The 15436-nt window shown below is 43.3% G+C and carries 17 protein-coding genes; 6 read left to right on the plus strand and 11 right to left on the minus strand.

The window, feature by feature from the left end; translation table 11 throughout:
• Positions 1-63 precede the first annotated feature (63 nt).
• Positions 64-1518 carry a cardiolipin synthase gene (gene cls, locus QV280_RS05490; protein ID WP_152821103.1) on the minus strand — a complete coding sequence of 485 codons (1455 nt, stop codon included), beginning with the start codon at positions 1516-1518 and terminating at the stop codon, positions 64-66.
• A 255-nt stretch (positions 1519-1773) separates the two neighbouring features.
• Between cls and QV280_RS05495 the strand changes: the two genes are divergently transcribed.
• Positions 1774-2460: a TIGR01621 family pseudouridine synthase gene (locus QV280_RS05495; protein WP_152821101.1), complete on the plus strand. Its 687-nt coding sequence runs from the start codon at positions 1774-1776 to the stop codon at positions 2458-2460.
• Positions 2461-2480: 20 nt separating this feature from the next.
• A complete protein-coding gene (locus QV280_RS05500; RefSeq protein WP_152821224.1) occupies positions 2481-3410 on the plus strand; it encodes a class I SAM-dependent methyltransferase in 930 nt (309 codons plus the stop codon).
• A gap of 92 nt (positions 3411-3502) precedes the next feature.
• Here the strand turns inward: QV280_RS05500 and QV280_RS05505 are convergent, their stop codons facing one another.
• Genes QV280_RS05505 through QV280_RS05520 form a run of 4 tightly spaced genes read right to left on the minus strand, consistent with a single transcriptional unit; the run spans position 3503 to position 5151 of the window.
• Positions 3503-3910 (minus strand): GspS/AspS pilotin family protein, encoded by a 408-nt coding sequence (locus QV280_RS05505; RefSeq protein WP_023404958.1) that lies wholly within the window; start codon positions 3908-3910, stop codon positions 3503-3505.
• Positions 3911-3912: 2 nt separating this feature from the next.
• The gene (locus QV280_RS05510; protein WP_023404957.1) at positions 3913-4209 is read right to left on the minus strand and encodes a YciI family protein; all 297 of its coding nucleotides are present in this window, start codon (positions 4207-4209) and stop codon (positions 3913-3915) included.
• A gap of 11 nt (positions 4210-4220) precedes the next feature.
• Positions 4221-4613, minus strand: coding sequence for an acyl-CoA thioester hydrolase YciA (gene yciA / locus QV280_RS05515; RefSeq protein WP_023404956.1), 393 nt, complete (start codon positions 4611-4613; stop codon positions 4221-4223).
• Positions 4606-5151 carry a septation protein A gene (locus tag QV280_RS05520; protein WP_152821099.1) on the minus strand — a complete coding sequence of 182 codons (546 nt, stop codon included), beginning with the start codon at positions 5149-5151 and terminating at the stop codon, positions 4606-4608. Before QV280_RS05520 ends, yciA begins: the two co-directional genes overlap by 8 nt.
• A gap of 276 nt (positions 5152-5427) precedes the next feature.
• Here QV280_RS05520 and QV280_RS05525 point away from each other — a divergent pair, with 276 nt between their 5' ends.
• Entirely contained in the window at positions 5428-6054 is a 627-nt protein-coding gene (locus tag QV280_RS05525) for a DsbA family protein (protein WP_023404954.1), read from the plus strand.
• Positions 6055-6187: 133 nt separating this feature from the next.
• Here QV280_RS05525 and QV280_RS05530 read toward each other — a convergent pair whose 3' ends face one another.
• From QV280_RS05530 to QV280_RS05540, 3 genes are all read right to left on the minus strand, one after another.
• Positions 6188-7381, minus strand: coding sequence for a dicarboxylate/amino acid:cation symporter (locus QV280_RS05530; RefSeq protein ID WP_052029629.1), 1194 nt, complete (start codon positions 7379-7381; stop codon positions 6188-6190).
• Between the two features lie 705 nt (positions 7382-8086).
• Entirely contained in the window at positions 8087-9442 is a 1356-nt protein-coding gene (locus QV280_RS05535) for a chitinase (RefSeq protein ID WP_367869584.1), read from the minus strand.
• 35 nt (positions 9443-9477) lie between these two features.
• A complete protein-coding gene (locus QV280_RS05540; protein ID WP_301539993.1) occupies positions 9478-9837 on the minus strand; it encodes a carbohydrate-binding protein in 360 nt (119 codons plus the stop codon).
• Between the two features lie 425 nt (positions 9838-10262).
• On the opposite strand from QV280_RS05540, the gene QV280_RS05545 reads away from it, so the two are divergent.
• The 3 genes from QV280_RS05545 to QV280_RS05555 all read left to right on the plus strand — a co-directional run bounded on the left by QV280_RS05545 (position 10263) and on the right by QV280_RS05555 (position 11893).
• Positions 10263-10886, plus strand: coding sequence for an AbiV family abortive infection protein (locus QV280_RS05545; RefSeq protein ID WP_152821097.1), 624 nt, complete (start codon positions 10263-10265; stop codon positions 10884-10886).
• A gap of 217 nt (positions 10887-11103) precedes the next feature.
• A complete protein-coding gene (locus QV280_RS05550) occupies positions 11104-11445 on the plus strand; it encodes a DUF4258 domain-containing protein (protein WP_023404950.1) in 342 nt (113 codons plus the stop codon).
• Positions 11446-11455: 10 nt separating this feature from the next.
• The gene (locus QV280_RS05555) at positions 11456-11893 is read left to right on the plus strand and encodes a helix-turn-helix domain-containing protein (RefSeq protein WP_023404949.1); all 438 of its coding nucleotides are present in this window, start codon (positions 11456-11458) and stop codon (positions 11891-11893) included.
• A 98-nt stretch (positions 11894-11991) separates the two neighbouring features.
• Here QV280_RS05555 and trpA read toward each other — a convergent pair whose 3' ends face one another.
• From trpA to trpCF, 3 genes are read right to left on the minus strand one after another with little or no spacing between them, the layout of a single operon-like run.
• The gene (trpA, locus tag QV280_RS05560) at positions 11992-12798 is read right to left on the minus strand and encodes a tryptophan synthase subunit alpha (protein WP_152821095.1); all 807 of its coding nucleotides are present in this window, start codon (positions 12796-12798) and stop codon (positions 11992-11994) included.
• Positions 12798-13988, minus strand: a complete 1191-nt coding sequence (trpB, locus tag QV280_RS05565) for a tryptophan synthase subunit beta (RefSeq protein WP_023404947.1) — start codon at positions 13986-13988, stop codon at positions 12798-12800. The genes trpA and trpB overlap by 1 nt, the downstream gene beginning before the upstream one ends.
• Before the next feature lie 56 nt (positions 13989-14044).
• Positions 14045-15436: a bifunctional indole-3-glycerol-phosphate synthase TrpC/phosphoribosylanthranilate isomerase TrpF gene (gene trpCF, locus QV280_RS05570; RefSeq protein WP_152821092.1), complete on the minus strand. Its 1392-nt coding sequence runs from the start codon at positions 15434-15436 to the stop codon at positions 14045-14047.

A 15436-nucleotide genomic window follows, 5' to 3' on the forward strand; every position in this document is an offset into this window, starting at 1 on the left:
TTCTTTTCCTTATTTAAACCATGAGCAAGGCAGGCAGTGCAAGTAAAATATCAACAATTAAGATTACAAAATTGGACTGAATAGATAGAAGACACGCTCCAAGAATCTATGTTGAATGCTGCGCTCACACCAGCGCGCCTCATCCACCACGGTGGATTGTTCCATATAAGTTTGTTGTAACCAGTACAGTTGCTTAGTGAATTCGGCATCATCCACCACTAAAGTCACTTCAAAGTTCAGCCACAGACTGCGCACATCAAGGTTTACGGTACCGATAAGGCAGTACTGCTCGTCAATGACGACCGACTTGGTATGCAGTAACCCCCCGGTGAACTCATGAATGACCACGCCTGCAGAGAGCAGCTCCGCATAAAAAGCTTTAGATGCCCAACCCACCATAATCGAGTCGTTGTTTTTCGGGATGATAAGCTCTACTTTTACTCCGCGCTGGGCGGTGGTGCGCAATGTTTGCAAGAGCTCTTCACTTGGCACAAAGTAAGGGGTGGTGATGGTCACCGATTTTAAGGCGCGGCTAATGGAGATGTTTAATACTTGGTGTATTAAATTCTCCGGCATACCTGGGCCGGATGGCACCACTTGAATGGGGTGCAGTAAGTTATCTTGTTCAATGTGGCACTCAGGCGCAGTAGGGAAAGAGCGCTCGCCGGTTTCTACTTCCCAGTCCCAGCAATGGATAGCCGACAGTACGTTTACCGTAGGGCCGGTAATACGCACCATCACATCCACCCACATGCCAACCCCTGCATCTTGCTTAAAATACTCAGGGTCAACCAAGTTCATGGAACCTGTGTAGGCCACCGCATCATCAATGACGATGATTTTACGATGCTGACGCAAATCTAAACGGCGTAAGAACATACGAATAGGCTTTACCTTGAGGGCCTGCACCACTTCAACACCGGCATTTTCCATCATCTGACACCAAGATGAAGAGAAGAACTTACCACTCCCTGCCGCGTCCAATAGAATCTGACAACGTACGCCACGTTGTGAAGCGCGAATAAGAGCAGAAACCACGCCGTTGGCTTGTCCACCTTCGTTCCAAATATAAAACTCCATTCGAATAAAGTGCTGCGCCAGTTCAATATCTTCAATAATGGATTTTAAAATCTTTTGTGGGGTGTCTTGCAAAGAGAGGGTGTTACCACATAAAGCAGGAATACCCATACGGTTGGTACAGAGATCATCAATATGGGTAATGTGAGTAGGCGTTTTTTCCGGTAAGTGAGCATTACAGTCCAGCAGTTTGAGAAACCATGTCTTATAAGGAATAAACATAGCTTGCGCTCGCTCGGCCCGTTTCTTACCCAGGTTAAGCTCGCCAAACAGGAAATAAAAGATGACACCGAAAATAGGCAGGATATAGATGATCATTAGCCAAGCTAGAGACACACTGACTGAGCGGCGTTTTATAACCACACGAATCGTGACACCGGCGACCAACATCCAATATAGGCCAATCCCTATCAAAGTGAGGGCTTGATAAAATCCTTCCATTTCTCTCAGTTAATAATCAATCACTTAATAGCTGTAGTGTATACGGAAAAGTCGCCTTTGTGCGTTTTTTAAGACAAAGGGATGAATAACGGTGGTTTTCAATGCAAATTTACGTCTAATCTCAACAAGTATTTTGCAAAAGATACACAACAAGGGGTTAAATACAGGTATTTTTAACGAAAGTTGGGTTTCCCTTGGCGCTCAGGATATACTACTGAGCTTTCTTTGAGTCACTAGGACACCTGTAACTAGCCTATGTTTGATATAGTCGACGACCAAGCTCAGTTTGTGCTGATTAATAAGCATGCTTCAGTGAGCGTTCATAAAGATGAACAAGAGACCGGATTGTTAGACGAGGTTCGGCGTTATTTGGGCTGTGGTCCATTATACCTTGTACATCGATTAGATAAGATGACATCTGGGCTGTTACTTTTGGGTAAAACACAGCAAGCGGCAAGTCAATTGTCTCAAGCGTTTGCTCAAAGAAAGGTAGAAAAATTTTATTTAGCGATTTCCGATAAAAAGCCAAAGAAAAAACAAGGTTTGATCAAAGGGGATATGGCAAAAAGCCGCCGCTCAATGTGGAAGCTGATGCCGACCACAGAAAACCCCGCTATTACCCAGTTTTTTTCAGCCTCTGCCCAAGGCTATCGCATGTTTCTGTGTAAACCTAAAACGGGTAAGACTCATCAAATTCGCGTTGCGTTAAAATCGGTTGGCAGTCCTATTGTCGGCGACCCTATTTATTCACCCTCTAGTGATAGCGATAGGGGATACCTGCACGCTTTTGCTCTTAGCTTTGAGTTGGAAGGCAACAGTTATCGCTATCAGCTTGATCCTAGCTCTGACAGCCGTTTCGGTGAACTATGGCAATTGCCTGAGATTCAACAACAAATCAGCGAATGGCAACAACCCCAACGACTTAATTGGCCAAAAATATAATGAATGATATTTCTCCTCCTATGAATGTAGAGGCGCTACCTCGGTTTTTTTCTGCATTGCAACAAGGCTTAAAAACCGCGCCAACTGAAGTAAGACGCTTGTTTCACGGGCGAGGACGCACAGTGGCAGGTCTGGAGCAGATCACCTGTGATTGGATTGCTCAGCATCTTGTTGTTCAATTATTTAGACCAGTCTCGGATGAGTTTCTTGCGCATCTTCAGCAAGGCTTGCAGCAATTAGCCGAGCAGCCAGAACATTCACAGATCCGCTCTATTTCGATTCAACATCGATATGAACACGGCGCGCCGACGCAGTTTTTATTGGGCGAAGCGGAAGGCAAAGTCGAAGTGGTGGAGTCTGGGCTCAAATACTGGATGAATCTTTCTTCAAACCAAAATTCAGGTTTATTCTTAGACATGCGTTTAGGGCGTGATTGGGTAAGGGCAAACGCTGAGGGCAAGAATATCCTTAACTTGTTTGCTTATACCTGTGGCTTCTCTGTAGCAGGGATTGCTGGCGGTGCGAAGCAAGTAGTGAACATTGACATGGCGCGCTCGTCGTTAAGTCGCGGTCGTGATAATCACAACTTAAACAATCAAGACGTGAGCCGCGTGAAATTCTTAGCGCATGACATTTTTAAATCTTGGGGCAAACTCAAACGCTTTGGCCCGTATGATCTGATTATTTCCGATCCACCGTCGTTTCAAAAAGGCAGTTTTGCGTTAACCAAAGATTACCAAAAAGTACTGCGCCGTTTACCAAGTTTACTGGCTGACAATGGACAAGTGTTAGCCTGTGCCAATTCGCCCGCGGTCACTTCTGATTTTGTGATTGATGGCATGGCTGAACATGCCCCTGAACTCAATTATGTGCAGCGTTTGGATAACCCAGTGGAATTTGATGATGTTGATGCAGAAGCCAGCCTTAAAGTGCAGCTGTTTTCCTTGTAGTAGATAGTGGGTGAGTGAAACCAATAAAAAGGCCAAAGTTTGCAAACTTTGGCCTTTCTTTTGAATTGCTCTACAGCCTGTATTTAAAAGGCTTACGATTCATCACCATCTACAAGGCAAGTTTTTGAACTGATGACTTGCTCTACAATCATTTGACCACGGTTATTGCGGATCTTGATAAGGTAATTCACGCCTTTATCCATAGCTGCGCGCACGTCTTCAGAATTACAGTAGTAAGCATTAGCACTTTTAATCAATTGATCAGCAGGCTTGTGACCAGATTGGTTGTAAAGCATTTCAATGATGACAGTGGCTTCTTTAGATGTTGCTCGAGTAATGGTGAGTGGGCCGTACTCAATAGGTAAGCTTGATGCTAGGATCCCCGCACGGCGATCGGCGGTAAGTTTCAGCTCTCGCTTCTCGCTACTGCTAGAGGCACAGCCAGCAAGAATAATAGTAGCCAATGTTAAAACTAGTGCGCTTTTAAATGATGAATACATAATTAGAATACTTTTTTATAAGGTTTAACAATAACGTCTTGATAGACGCCTGCGTCGATATATGGGTCGGCATCTGCCCAAGCTTTTGCGTCTTGTAGCGTTTCAAACTGAGCGATGACGGTCGAACCGGTAAAGCCAGCCTCACCAGGATTGTCGCTATCGATAGCGGGCATTGGTCCTGCGGTAAGCAAGCGACCTTGATTTTGTAGGTCTTGCAGGCGGGCTAAATGTTTATCACGTACACTACCACGTTTTTGTAATGAATCTTTGACATCCTGGGAAAAAATGACATACCACATAATAAATCCTTCTATTTTTCGATTTTTCGAGGGCGACCGTTGTTATCAATAGCAACATAATGGAAAGTCGCCTCACAAACCAAGTCTCTTTCTCCTGCGCGGTCACCCATCACTTTTTTATTCCATACTTGCAGTTCAATCGACATAGAAGAGTTACCTATGTGACTGCACTCACCATGACAGCATACAATATCGCCTACTGAAACAGGTCTTTTAAACGTAATACTTGATACTGATACGGTAGCAATTCGTCCTTTTGAGATCTCTTTGGCAAGAATACCCCCAGCAAGATCGAGTTGAGACATAATCCAACCACCAAAAATATCACCATTAGCGTTGGTGTCGGCTGGCATTGCTAGTGTTCTTAGTAGCATTTCTCCGCGAATTAAAGACGGGTTACTCATTGCGTGTTTTACTCTCTTTTGACAATTGTGTGTAGATATAGAGCCCTGTGAGCAAGGTAAACAGTAGTGTGGCTATCATTAAGCCGAATACTTTAAAGTTTACCCATACATCAAGGGGAAGACGAAATGCCACATAGACATTAATTATGGCACAGGCAGCAAAGAAGATGCTCCACGCCCAGTTAATCGTGTTCCATGTTCGGCTAGGAAGTGTGATTTCTTTTTCTAGTATCCCTTTGATAAAGGGTTTACCGGATAATTGGGTAACAATAAGACCTACAGAAAATAGGGCATAAATAATGGTGACCTTCCATTTGATAAAGTCGTCGTTGTGAAAGGCGATGGTCATACCGCCAAAAATAGCCACGATAGCAAAGGTGGTCAGCTGCATTTTTTCTATTTTCTTATACAGCACATATGTGACAAGCAGTTGAATAGCAGTGGCTACAATCAAGGCTGCAGTGGCGGTATAGATGTCGTACATTTTGTACAACACAAAAAAGATGATGAGGGGGATGAAGTCGAGTAGTTGTTTCATGATTCATACAGACGTCGATATTTGCGTTAGTTTACCTAAACGAAACAGTGAAATATAGCGGTAGGCCGTTTGATAGCCATAAAATCAAGCGATAACTGCATTTGTACCTATCAAACGGAGCTCAATGAAATTTTCGTGATGAAATTGAGAAATTAGTCATAGCTCAGGAATTTACAAATTTATTGAGACTTGTTCGCATTAACTCTATTGCTTAACTTGCACAATAAAAAGGTTAGTGCTGTACTGACTTCGTTAATACAAATATCAGGAGTAGTAATGAACAAAGATGTGACGCGCTTATATTATGTCTACGATCCTATGTGTGCTTGGTGTTGGGGATACAAACCTACGTGGCAAAAGATTGAATCGGCGCTAAAAGGCAAAATTGATATTGTGTATATTGTTGGCGGATTAGCTCCTGACTCAGATGAGCCAATGCCGCATGAGATGCGCACTCAAATAGCATCTTACTGGAATAAGATTGAGTCTCAGCTAGGTACTGAATTTAATCATGAGTTTTGGAGCAAGAATACCCCTCGTCGTTCCACCTATCCGGCATGCAGAGCGATGCTCGCCGCTAGACGCCAAGATGCAGAACAAAAAATGCTGACCGCAGTACAGCATGCTTATTATTTGGATGCGAAAAATCCAAGTGACAATGAAGTACTAATTGAGCTTGCTAAAGATATTGGATTAGATGTTGAGAAGTTTACCTTTGATTTAACTTCTGACGATATCGAACAATATTTAAAATCCGAATTACGTTTTGCGCGTTCCATTGGTGGCAACAGCTTTCCTTCTCTTTTTGTTGCTGACAAAGATACGGTGGTCGAACTGCCAATAGAATACCAAGATGCCAATATGACCATTGAACAAGTAGAACAACTGCTTAGTTACGCATAATAACTCTAAGCCTTAGAGAATCGCGGTTAACCCTTGAGCGTAGAATTTTCTTCTTACCAAATAAAAACACCGGACTTCAGTTGAACTGAAGCCCGATGTTTTCTTATGTTTGACGCTAAGTATTACCTACAATTTATGAAGTGGCTTCAACAACAGCAGGTTTATCGTCTTCAAGTAGTGCATCAACAATGACTGCACACGCCGCATCACCGGTGATGTTTAGTGCAGTACGAATCATGTCAAAGATACGGTCTAAAGCAAATAGCAGTGGTAGACCTTCAATTGGAATGCCAGCTGCAAGTAGTACCGCAACCACCAAGAATGATGGTCCAGGTACGCCTGCTTGGCCTACCGCACCTAAAGTCGAGGTTGCGATGATCGCAATGTAAGCACCTAGGCTAAGATCAATACCGAACATTTGTGCAAAGAAGATAGCCACCAAGCCGTAGTAAATCGCATTACCAGACATGTTAATGGTCGCACCTAAAGGCAATACAAATGATGCGGTCGAGTTTCTTACTCCTAGCTCAGTCTCAACAGTATTCATGGTTACAGGCAGAGTCGCCATTGAAGACGCTGTAGATAGTGCCACTGCTTGTGGTTTTTTCATGGCCACTAAGAACTTCTTAGCAGAAGTCTTAGTGAAAATATGAACCATAAGAGGGTACACAACAAAACCAAAAATAAGGATTGCCACTACATATACAATGAAGAGTTTAAGCACAACAGTTAATGCACTAAAGCCAAATGAACCTACCGCATCAGCCATTAGACCAAATACACCAAGTGGCGCTAATAGCATTACTTTGTTGATCATCCAAACCATGGCATCAACAATGGCATTTACGCCATTCATTAATGGTTGGCGACGTTCTTTTTCTAAGCTTGAAACAGCAATACCGAAGAAAAGACAAAACACTAAGATTTGCAGTATGTTTGCTTCGTTCAAAGATTGGAAAATATTGGTAGGGATCATGCCAGTGACGGTATCCCAGAAGCCAGGAATGGCACCTTGAGAAGCATATTCACTAGAGAACATGCTTTCTACAGAGCTAACATCAATACCTGAGCCTGGTTGGAATAGATTACCCATTACCAATGCTAGCGTTACCGCCAACGCAGAGGTGAGACCAAAGAAGCCTAATGTGGTTAAACCCACTTTACCTGCTGAAGAGCTATCACCCAGACCTGCGGCACCCGAAATAAGAGCAACCGCGACCAATGGAATAACCAACATTTTAATGAGGTTGATGAATATGGTGCCTAGCGGAGCAAAGATTGTCGCACTGTGGCCCATTACGGCACCCACTAACGTACCGACGACCATTGCGATGACAACTTGCACACCAATGTTGCCGAGTAAACTTTTATCTTTTAACACTTCCTTTACCTTTTGTGCTGATATTATGGAATATTGCCGAATATATGAGCTATATAGGGGCGTTATACCCTATTTTAAGGGATGCCCCTTTGTACTGTGAAACGGACAAATGTGGCAGGGAGGGTAATAGTTATTGCGATGAGGGTCACGTACTTTTTTTTAAATATAATAACCTGCGCCAAATAGTTCAATTATGTAACGATGATATACATAGAGATAAATATTATCGTTACATAATTGAGCATTAAAAAATAATTAATCTAACTTCTATCTTACTTATATAATTGTAAATAATTTGTTGCGATAAATGAATGAGGAAGGCATTTTTAAAAGTTGCTATTTTGACATTAAATGAAGGACAACTTTTTGATTACATTTGTGCTGATTATTTAAGCAGAGGTTGCTCTGTATAGAAATAGCCTATTTTGCTCGTATTCAGAAAATAGTAGAGGAAAAGAGATGGAATACGTCGAGTTCTATTGAGTTGATGTAATGCCTCAATTATTTTATCTATCTTAAAATATTATTATTTAAATACAAAAGTGCGATATTCCAATGATGCAGTGGTGTTATTGCGAAAGAATAAAGGCAGCCTCAAAGAGACTGCCTTTGCGTAAATACTTAGTTTAAGTAGTTAGCTTGTTGGGCAAACTATTTGATGATCACATCAGGGAAGTGAGCCACTACACATTTAGTGAAATCACCTTCTTTAAAGGCTGAGAACGGTGTTTGGTAACCGACCATTTGGCAAGAATATGTTCCGCCAGTTGGCGTTTGTGATGACCATCCCCAATCTTTTTCCCAGTAAATACTGAGTGCGCCGGCGCCATCAGTATCAAACTGCTTCATTTCTTTACAGCCTAGTACTTCATCATCCGCTACAGGGACCTGCAAATACTGAGTAAAGTTTTTGTAGTAGTCGATGCGGTTTAGTGATTGAGCAATCTCTACTGAACCACCACATTCAACGCCACCATTGATGATTTGTGTCGTGACGCCAAAACCAGGAGTCAAACCATTGGCTAAGTCACGCTCGTTTGGTTGCCATGTACCATCAATAACGTGCATCATTGCCGGTTTTGGTGGTTGTGGGTAAGTAAAGAAGAAGACTGCCGAAGCAAAGTTTAACCACGTATCAGCGACCATTTCAGGGTTGTCGAGTAAAGTGCGAACCGTACCAAACATAGCTTCAGAGAACGGGCCATAGTTGTAATTGTAACTCAACTGCTTAGCACCACGGCCAAAGTATGATTTGAACTCACCGTTTTCGAATGTACCACATGGCCACGTTTGTCCTTGCCATACATCAGGGTTACATTCACCGTTGTAACCGCCGCGCATCGTTTCATCCCAACCCATTTCACGGACATGCACTAAACCTTGACGCCATTCTGGCACAGGCCAATCTGCGGTATGACCGCCGGTCTCTTGGGTAAAGTGCGCAAACATGGTTGCCAATGCTTTGCGACAAATCGCATCTGAATCACGTCCGTCATCGTAAGTGTCACAGAAGGCAGGGAATTTACCAGTGGCTTGTAAGAAGTGGCGATAGGTATATTCGGGAGTACGCTCTGGGAAGAGGTATTCCCAATCGGCTTCTGAAACAATACTTTCGATACGTTTAACGTTGTCAGGGTTGCTCTCTGCCAGCGGTTTAATGGCGTTTACAGTGGCATTATCAATCGTGCGAATTAAGTCTTTTACCGATGCCATCGCAGGGAAGTTGGTTAATTCCGCTTCTTTAGCGTCCAAATCTTCTTGGTAAACAACATAACCATTTTCTGGCTCAGGGCTAGGCTCTGGCTCTGGAGCAGGTTCTGGATCTGGACTTGGGTCTGGGCTTGGATCGGGTTCTGGAGCAGGGTCGGGTGTTGGATCCGGATCTGGCGTCACTTCAGGATCACTCGGTGGAGTTCCGTCAGCAACTTCTTCCCATGCTTGATCCCAGGCTGTACCTGTCCCTGGAGCATAAGCCCATGCAGGACCAGAACACCATGTTTGAGTCACACCATCTTTACAGCGGTACAGTTTGCCAGTATTGATTACGATATCACCAGCAACATAGGTTTCACCTTCAACATAAGCAGGGTAGCAGGGTAATCGCCTTCGATTGGTGGTACAACCGGTGGAGTAGGTTCTGATGGCACTTCAGGATCAGCAGGAGGAGGGGTCGTCTCTCCACCTGATTCTGAAATTAAAATCCACGGAGATTCCCAACTATTTCCGGTCACGTCAGCAGGAGATTGGTTAGGGTTCACCCACCACTGAGCTTCATAAATAGCACCGTTAAATGAGACGCGCTCACCGCCACTGTAGCTTTTACTTTGATCATAAATTTCAGCAGAGAAAGCTGCGCTCGAAAAAGCAAGCAGCATGGGGATGACTAAACTTTTGTATTTCATAATAACACCCGTTATTAAAGTGGTTGAAGTGATTAAAGTTGCTAAACCTACTAAAGTTACCTAAGCAATTGAAGTTGGTTTTTTGTATTCAAATCAGTTGTTTATAATTATGTTTAGCCAGTCTATGTGAGGATGAAAATATGCAAATAGTTACACTGCATTATTGTGATCTGAAAGGGTGTTTTTTAGAGTGGATTTCTAAGTAATAACCAACAGCAAATGTTTTACACCCGATAGCTGTAATTAAGGTGCGCAATTAAGAAATAATGACTAAATTAATATTAAGTATTTTTGATTATTAGCTAGGTTGTATTAGTACATTAAATGTTCAATATAATGGGCTAAGGTAAATAGCTTGAGAAAATGGTATCCCTTGGGTGATACAAATTAGCGCTCTATTTGACGTTACATATTGAGGAACAAATTTGCAGCAAACAAAAATTGCGACCAGCCATTTTGATATGCTTTTTGATGGTGCAATCAAATGCATGAAGAATGCCCAAGAGTTATGTGATGAGGCCGAGCTGTTACATCAGCATGGTAAATTTGCCCGAGCTTTTGCGTTAAGCCATTTTGCACACGAAGAGTTTGCAAACAGTGTATTGTTATTTCGCGCGCTGCTTGATGTAAGCACACAAAAGAAAGTGAATTGGAAAAAACTTAAGCGTTACACTCTAAGCCCAAAACAGAAACGTGCCACTCAAGTCGCCATTACTAAGGCGCTATTGGTTGACCTTCATCTCGAAGCTGATGCTGCCACCAAACAATTAATTCTAGAGAGCGAGTTAAAACAGATCCGACAAAATCATGCGCTGTACACCCAGTGTATAAATAAAGAGTTTGTTTTACCCTCAGAACGAATCAGCGAAACCCAATCCGAAAAGTACATGAATTTAGCAATATATCGAATTGCCAAACTAGGCCCGGCTTTAGTTGAACTAAGAAACTTGCAAGGGATGACGAAGCAAGAAGTAAAGCTTAGGTTTTCTAAAAAAGCGTTGAAGAATACGCAAGTGTTTTTGGCGGTAGTGCTGGGGAGCAATGGTTGAAATTCGTATCTGGGCATTGCTGCACGTCACAACATTAGTCCATGGAAAATACCTAAAAATTGGTTTATGGCTTTAAACTTCACATCACCATTGAGACTAAAAAGTCTGGTTTGATGACTAGGGGTTAAACCGAACTTAGCGTAATTAAGTGCTCAAATCTTGCGTTTAACCTTCTTCTCGCTCATAATTCAGGCTATCAGATTGATAGGTGATCCGTATGTCAAAAAATATGCTTGAGGGAATCGATGAGTTTCCGTTGACGTCGGCGTCAGCAAAGAGACTTATCAATGAACTGTCAAGTAAGCACAGTGCTAGAGTCTTTATTGGTTCGCATGCTAGAGAGCGGATGGAGCAACGCGGTGTGACTCGGATGCAAATATTTCAAGTACTTGCTAACAAGCACAGTAGAGTTACGGAAGCTCCTCATCAAACACCTAGAGGTGATTGGAAATGCAACCTTCAAGGTATGGCTGCTGGTGAAATTGTAGAAGTCGTTGTTTCCCTAAAGAGGCACGAAGACGATCCATCTGCATTTGTTGTAACGGTTATGGTTAAGTAAAGAGGATAATATGTATCACTATAAAGACTGTGGTTTACCGTACGTTTATTTAACAAATGGCTTCACTATCGACAAAGTAGAAGATGAAGAGTTTGTTAGTATCGATAATTTATATGAGCTACATGCGCTTGTTGGCCGAAATATCGTTTCTCAAGTAAGACCTATTTCTCATCAAGAATTTAAGTTCATTCGTATCGAACTTAATATGTCGCAAAAGGCACTTGGTAATTTATTAGGTGTAGACACTCAAACTGTCGCGCGTTGGGAAAAAGGGCAAACACTCATCCCAAGAACCGCAGACGTAACGCTTCGTGCTCTATATGCAGAGTTTAACGATGATGACAGCCAAATTGGTCTTTTGCTTAATATGCTTTCAGACTCTGAAATTGAATCAACGATGGCAGAGTTACATTTGGAAGAACAAGACAATAAATGGCGCGTAGCATAGTTACAATAAATAATGGCTAAGTGTTGCTTAGCCTGCGCTTCACAACAAAAAAAGCCACTTTAAAAAGTGGCTTTTTGACAAATAGAAATCGAGTTCAGTTATAACTGAGTCGCAGCCTTCATATTCGTAACAAAACTTCCCAGCTCGCTGAGCATTTTGTCAGAGTCTGCAAGGTTGTTTTCAATAATCTTCACCACAGCAGAACCTGAGATTGCACCCGCTGCGCCAGCTTGAATAGCAGAAGCTACTTGTTCTGGTGCCGAAATACCAAAGCCAAGTAGGGCTGGTGGCGCGTCAAATTGTGCTAGGCGCTCAAGCATGTGATCGACGGGCATGTTGGCTTTTGTTTCTGCGCCAGTTACACCTGCACGAGAAAGTAGGTAAGTGTAACCGCCGCCTAATTCTGAAACTTGTTTAAGAGTTTCGTTATTGGCTGTTGGTGGTGCGATGAAAATAGCGTGTACACCTGCTTTTTTTGCTGCGGCGTTAAATTCTGCGCTTTCACCGGTTGGTACATCCGCGATTAACACAGAATCGACACCGGCTTCGGCACAGGCTTGATAGAAATGGTCGATGCCGTTAGCAAACACAAGGTTTGCGTAAACCAGTAGACCAATCGGTAAGTCTGGATGTTCAGCGCGAATTTTTGCAATCAGATCAAAGCAAATGCTAGGCGTTGTTTTTGAATCCAAAGCACGGATATTAGCGCCTTGAATGGTTGGGCCATCGGCAAGTGGATCTGAAAACGGAATACCAAGTTCAAGAGCATCAGCGCCTGAGTTTGCCAATGTCTGCATGATGCGAAGAGACAGTTCAGGTTGTGGATCGCCAATAGTCACAAAAGGGACAAATGCACCTTGTTTTTTTGCTTGTAAACGCTCAAACAGCGCAGCGTAACGGTCCATTATACGTCTCCTCTTTCTTTCAAAATATCGTATACAGTGAAAATGTCTTTATCGCCACGGCCAGAAAGGTTGACGACTAACAGTTGCTCTTTTTCTGGTTCATCATGCGCCATTTTTAATGCGTAAGCTAAGGCGTGAGCAGATTCAAGAGCAGGGATGATGCCTTCTTTACGTGCGAGGATTTGGAATGCTTCTAACGCTTCATCATCGGTCGCAGCGCCGTATTGTGCGCGGCCAATAGCATTAAGGTGCGCATGTTGTGGGCCTACAGATGGGAAATCAAGACCGGCTGAAATAGAGTAAGACTCTTCAATTTGGCCGTCAGTGTCTTGCATCAATGGCGATTTCATACCAAAGAAAATACCTAGCTTACCGTGTTTAAGCGGCGCGCCGTGCATGTCTGTGTCTAAGCCTTTACCTGCTGGCTCAACACCGATAAGGCGTACATCTTTCTCTTCGATGAAATCAGCAAACATACCAATGGCATTTGAACCGCCACCAACACAAGCGATAACTGCATCGGGCAGTCGACCTTCGCGCGCTAGGATTTGATGTTTGGTTTCTTCACCAATCATGTGTTGGAATTCACGAACAATAGTTGGGAATGGGTGAGGGCCTGCCGCAGTACCAAGTAGGTAGTGCGCGTCTTCGTAGCTTGCAGACCAGTCACGTAGTGCTTCATTACAGGCATCTTTTAACGTTGCTGAACCTGAATGGACTGGAATTACTTCAGCACCCATTAGACGCATGCGAAATACGTTCGGGCTTTGACGTTCAACGTCTTTTGCGCCCATGTAAATGCGACATTTCAAACCCAGTAGAGCACACGCAAGAGCCGATGCTACGCCGTGTTGACCCGCGCCAGTTTCGGCGATGATTTCCGTTTTACCCATGCGTTTTGCTAGCAAGGCTTGACCTAACACTTGGTTGGTTTTGTGCGCGCCGCCGTGCAGAAGATCTTCACGTTTTAGGTATAACTTAGTTTTGGTGCCTTTAGTCAGGTTACGAGTTAACGTAAGCGCGGTAGGGCGACCTGCATACTCTTGTAGTAAGTGCATGAATTCGGCGCGAAATTCAGGATCAGCCTGCGCGTCGATAAAAGCTTGTTCTAGTTGGTCAAGTGCTGGAACGAGGATTTGCGGAACGTATTGTCCACCGAACTCTCCAAAGTAGGCATCAAGTTTTGCCATGATTTTTTCCTTAAATTTTTTGGCATTCCTTCCCTACACTAGGGAAGGAATGTGAATCAATAGTGTCTGATCGCAGCAAAAGCTTTTGCTAGCTTTTCACGAGATTTTTTACCAGGTTCGGTTTCTACACCAGAGTTTAGGTCAAGCCCTAGACAGCCAAGTTTAGATGCTTGCGCAATATTGTCAGCATTTAAACCGCCTGCCAGCATGACATTCTGATCGTTAATCTTAGACCAATCGAAGGTTTGCCCTGTGCCGCCACTTTGAGTCTGTGTTTTAGAATCTAAAAGGTGACGGTCAACATTGCCAATAAATGCAGGTACTTCATCTAATACGCCGTAGGCTTTCCAGATTTCAGTATCACTTGGCAGTTGTTGGCGCAGTTTAGTAATAAAGTCTTCATCTTCATCACCGTGCAATTGCACGGCGTGCAGTGAAAGAGATTGTGCTATTTGGCTGATATAGTCCGCGCTTTGATTTTGAAATACACCGACATAGCGAAGAGGTGCTCCACTCATAGTTAAGCGCGCCGTTTCTTGGTCTACTTTACGCTTTGAGTTCTCTGCAAAGATAAGACCGCCATAAATTGCACCCGCATTATAAGCTTTTAGCGCATCGTCAGCATGTGTAAGACCGCAAACCTTGTTTTCACCAAGCAGTACTTTACGTACCGCAAGCTCTAGGTTGTCTTCAGACATCAGTGAACTGCCGATAAGAAAACCGTTCGCATATTGGCATAGATCTCGAACTTGCTGGTGGTTGTAAATACCCGATTCAGAAATCACGGTAGTACCTTTAGGCAATTTCGGCGCAAGCGCTTTAGTGCGGTTAAGGTCAATGGTGAGGTCGCGAAGGTTACGGTTATTGATACCGACTACTCTTGCTTGCAGTTTGATAGCGCGTTGCAGTTCATCTTCGTTGCTGACTTCTGTCAGTACGCCCATATTCAGTGCGTGGGCAACTTTTGCCAGTGCTTGATATTCTTCATCGTTTAGCACAGACAGCATCAGCAAAATAGCGTCAGCTTGGTAATGACGGGCTAGATACACCTGATACGGCGAAATCATGAAGTCTTTACACAAAATAGGTTGGGTGGTTTGCTTTTTCACTTGCGGTAAAAAATCAAAGCTACCTTGGAAGTATTTTTCGTCCGTTAAGACCGAAATGGCACTGGCATGGTTTTTATACACAGAGGCAATGTAGTCAAGGTCGAATACGTCACGAATCAAGCCTTTAGACGGTGATGCTTTTTTACATTCCAGAATAAACGCGGTGTTGTCACCGGATAATGCATCGTAAAAGCTACGGTCAGAGGGCTGTAGCGACTCTTTAAAGGTCTCCAAAGGTTGCGATTTCTCGCGCTCTTCTACCCAGATATCTTTGTCGGCAACAATTTTTGCCAGCACTTGAGCCATATCTTTATTATGTTGGGAAATATGTTCTGACAT

It is taken from the genome of Vibrio sp. B1Z05 (assembly GCF_052955985.1).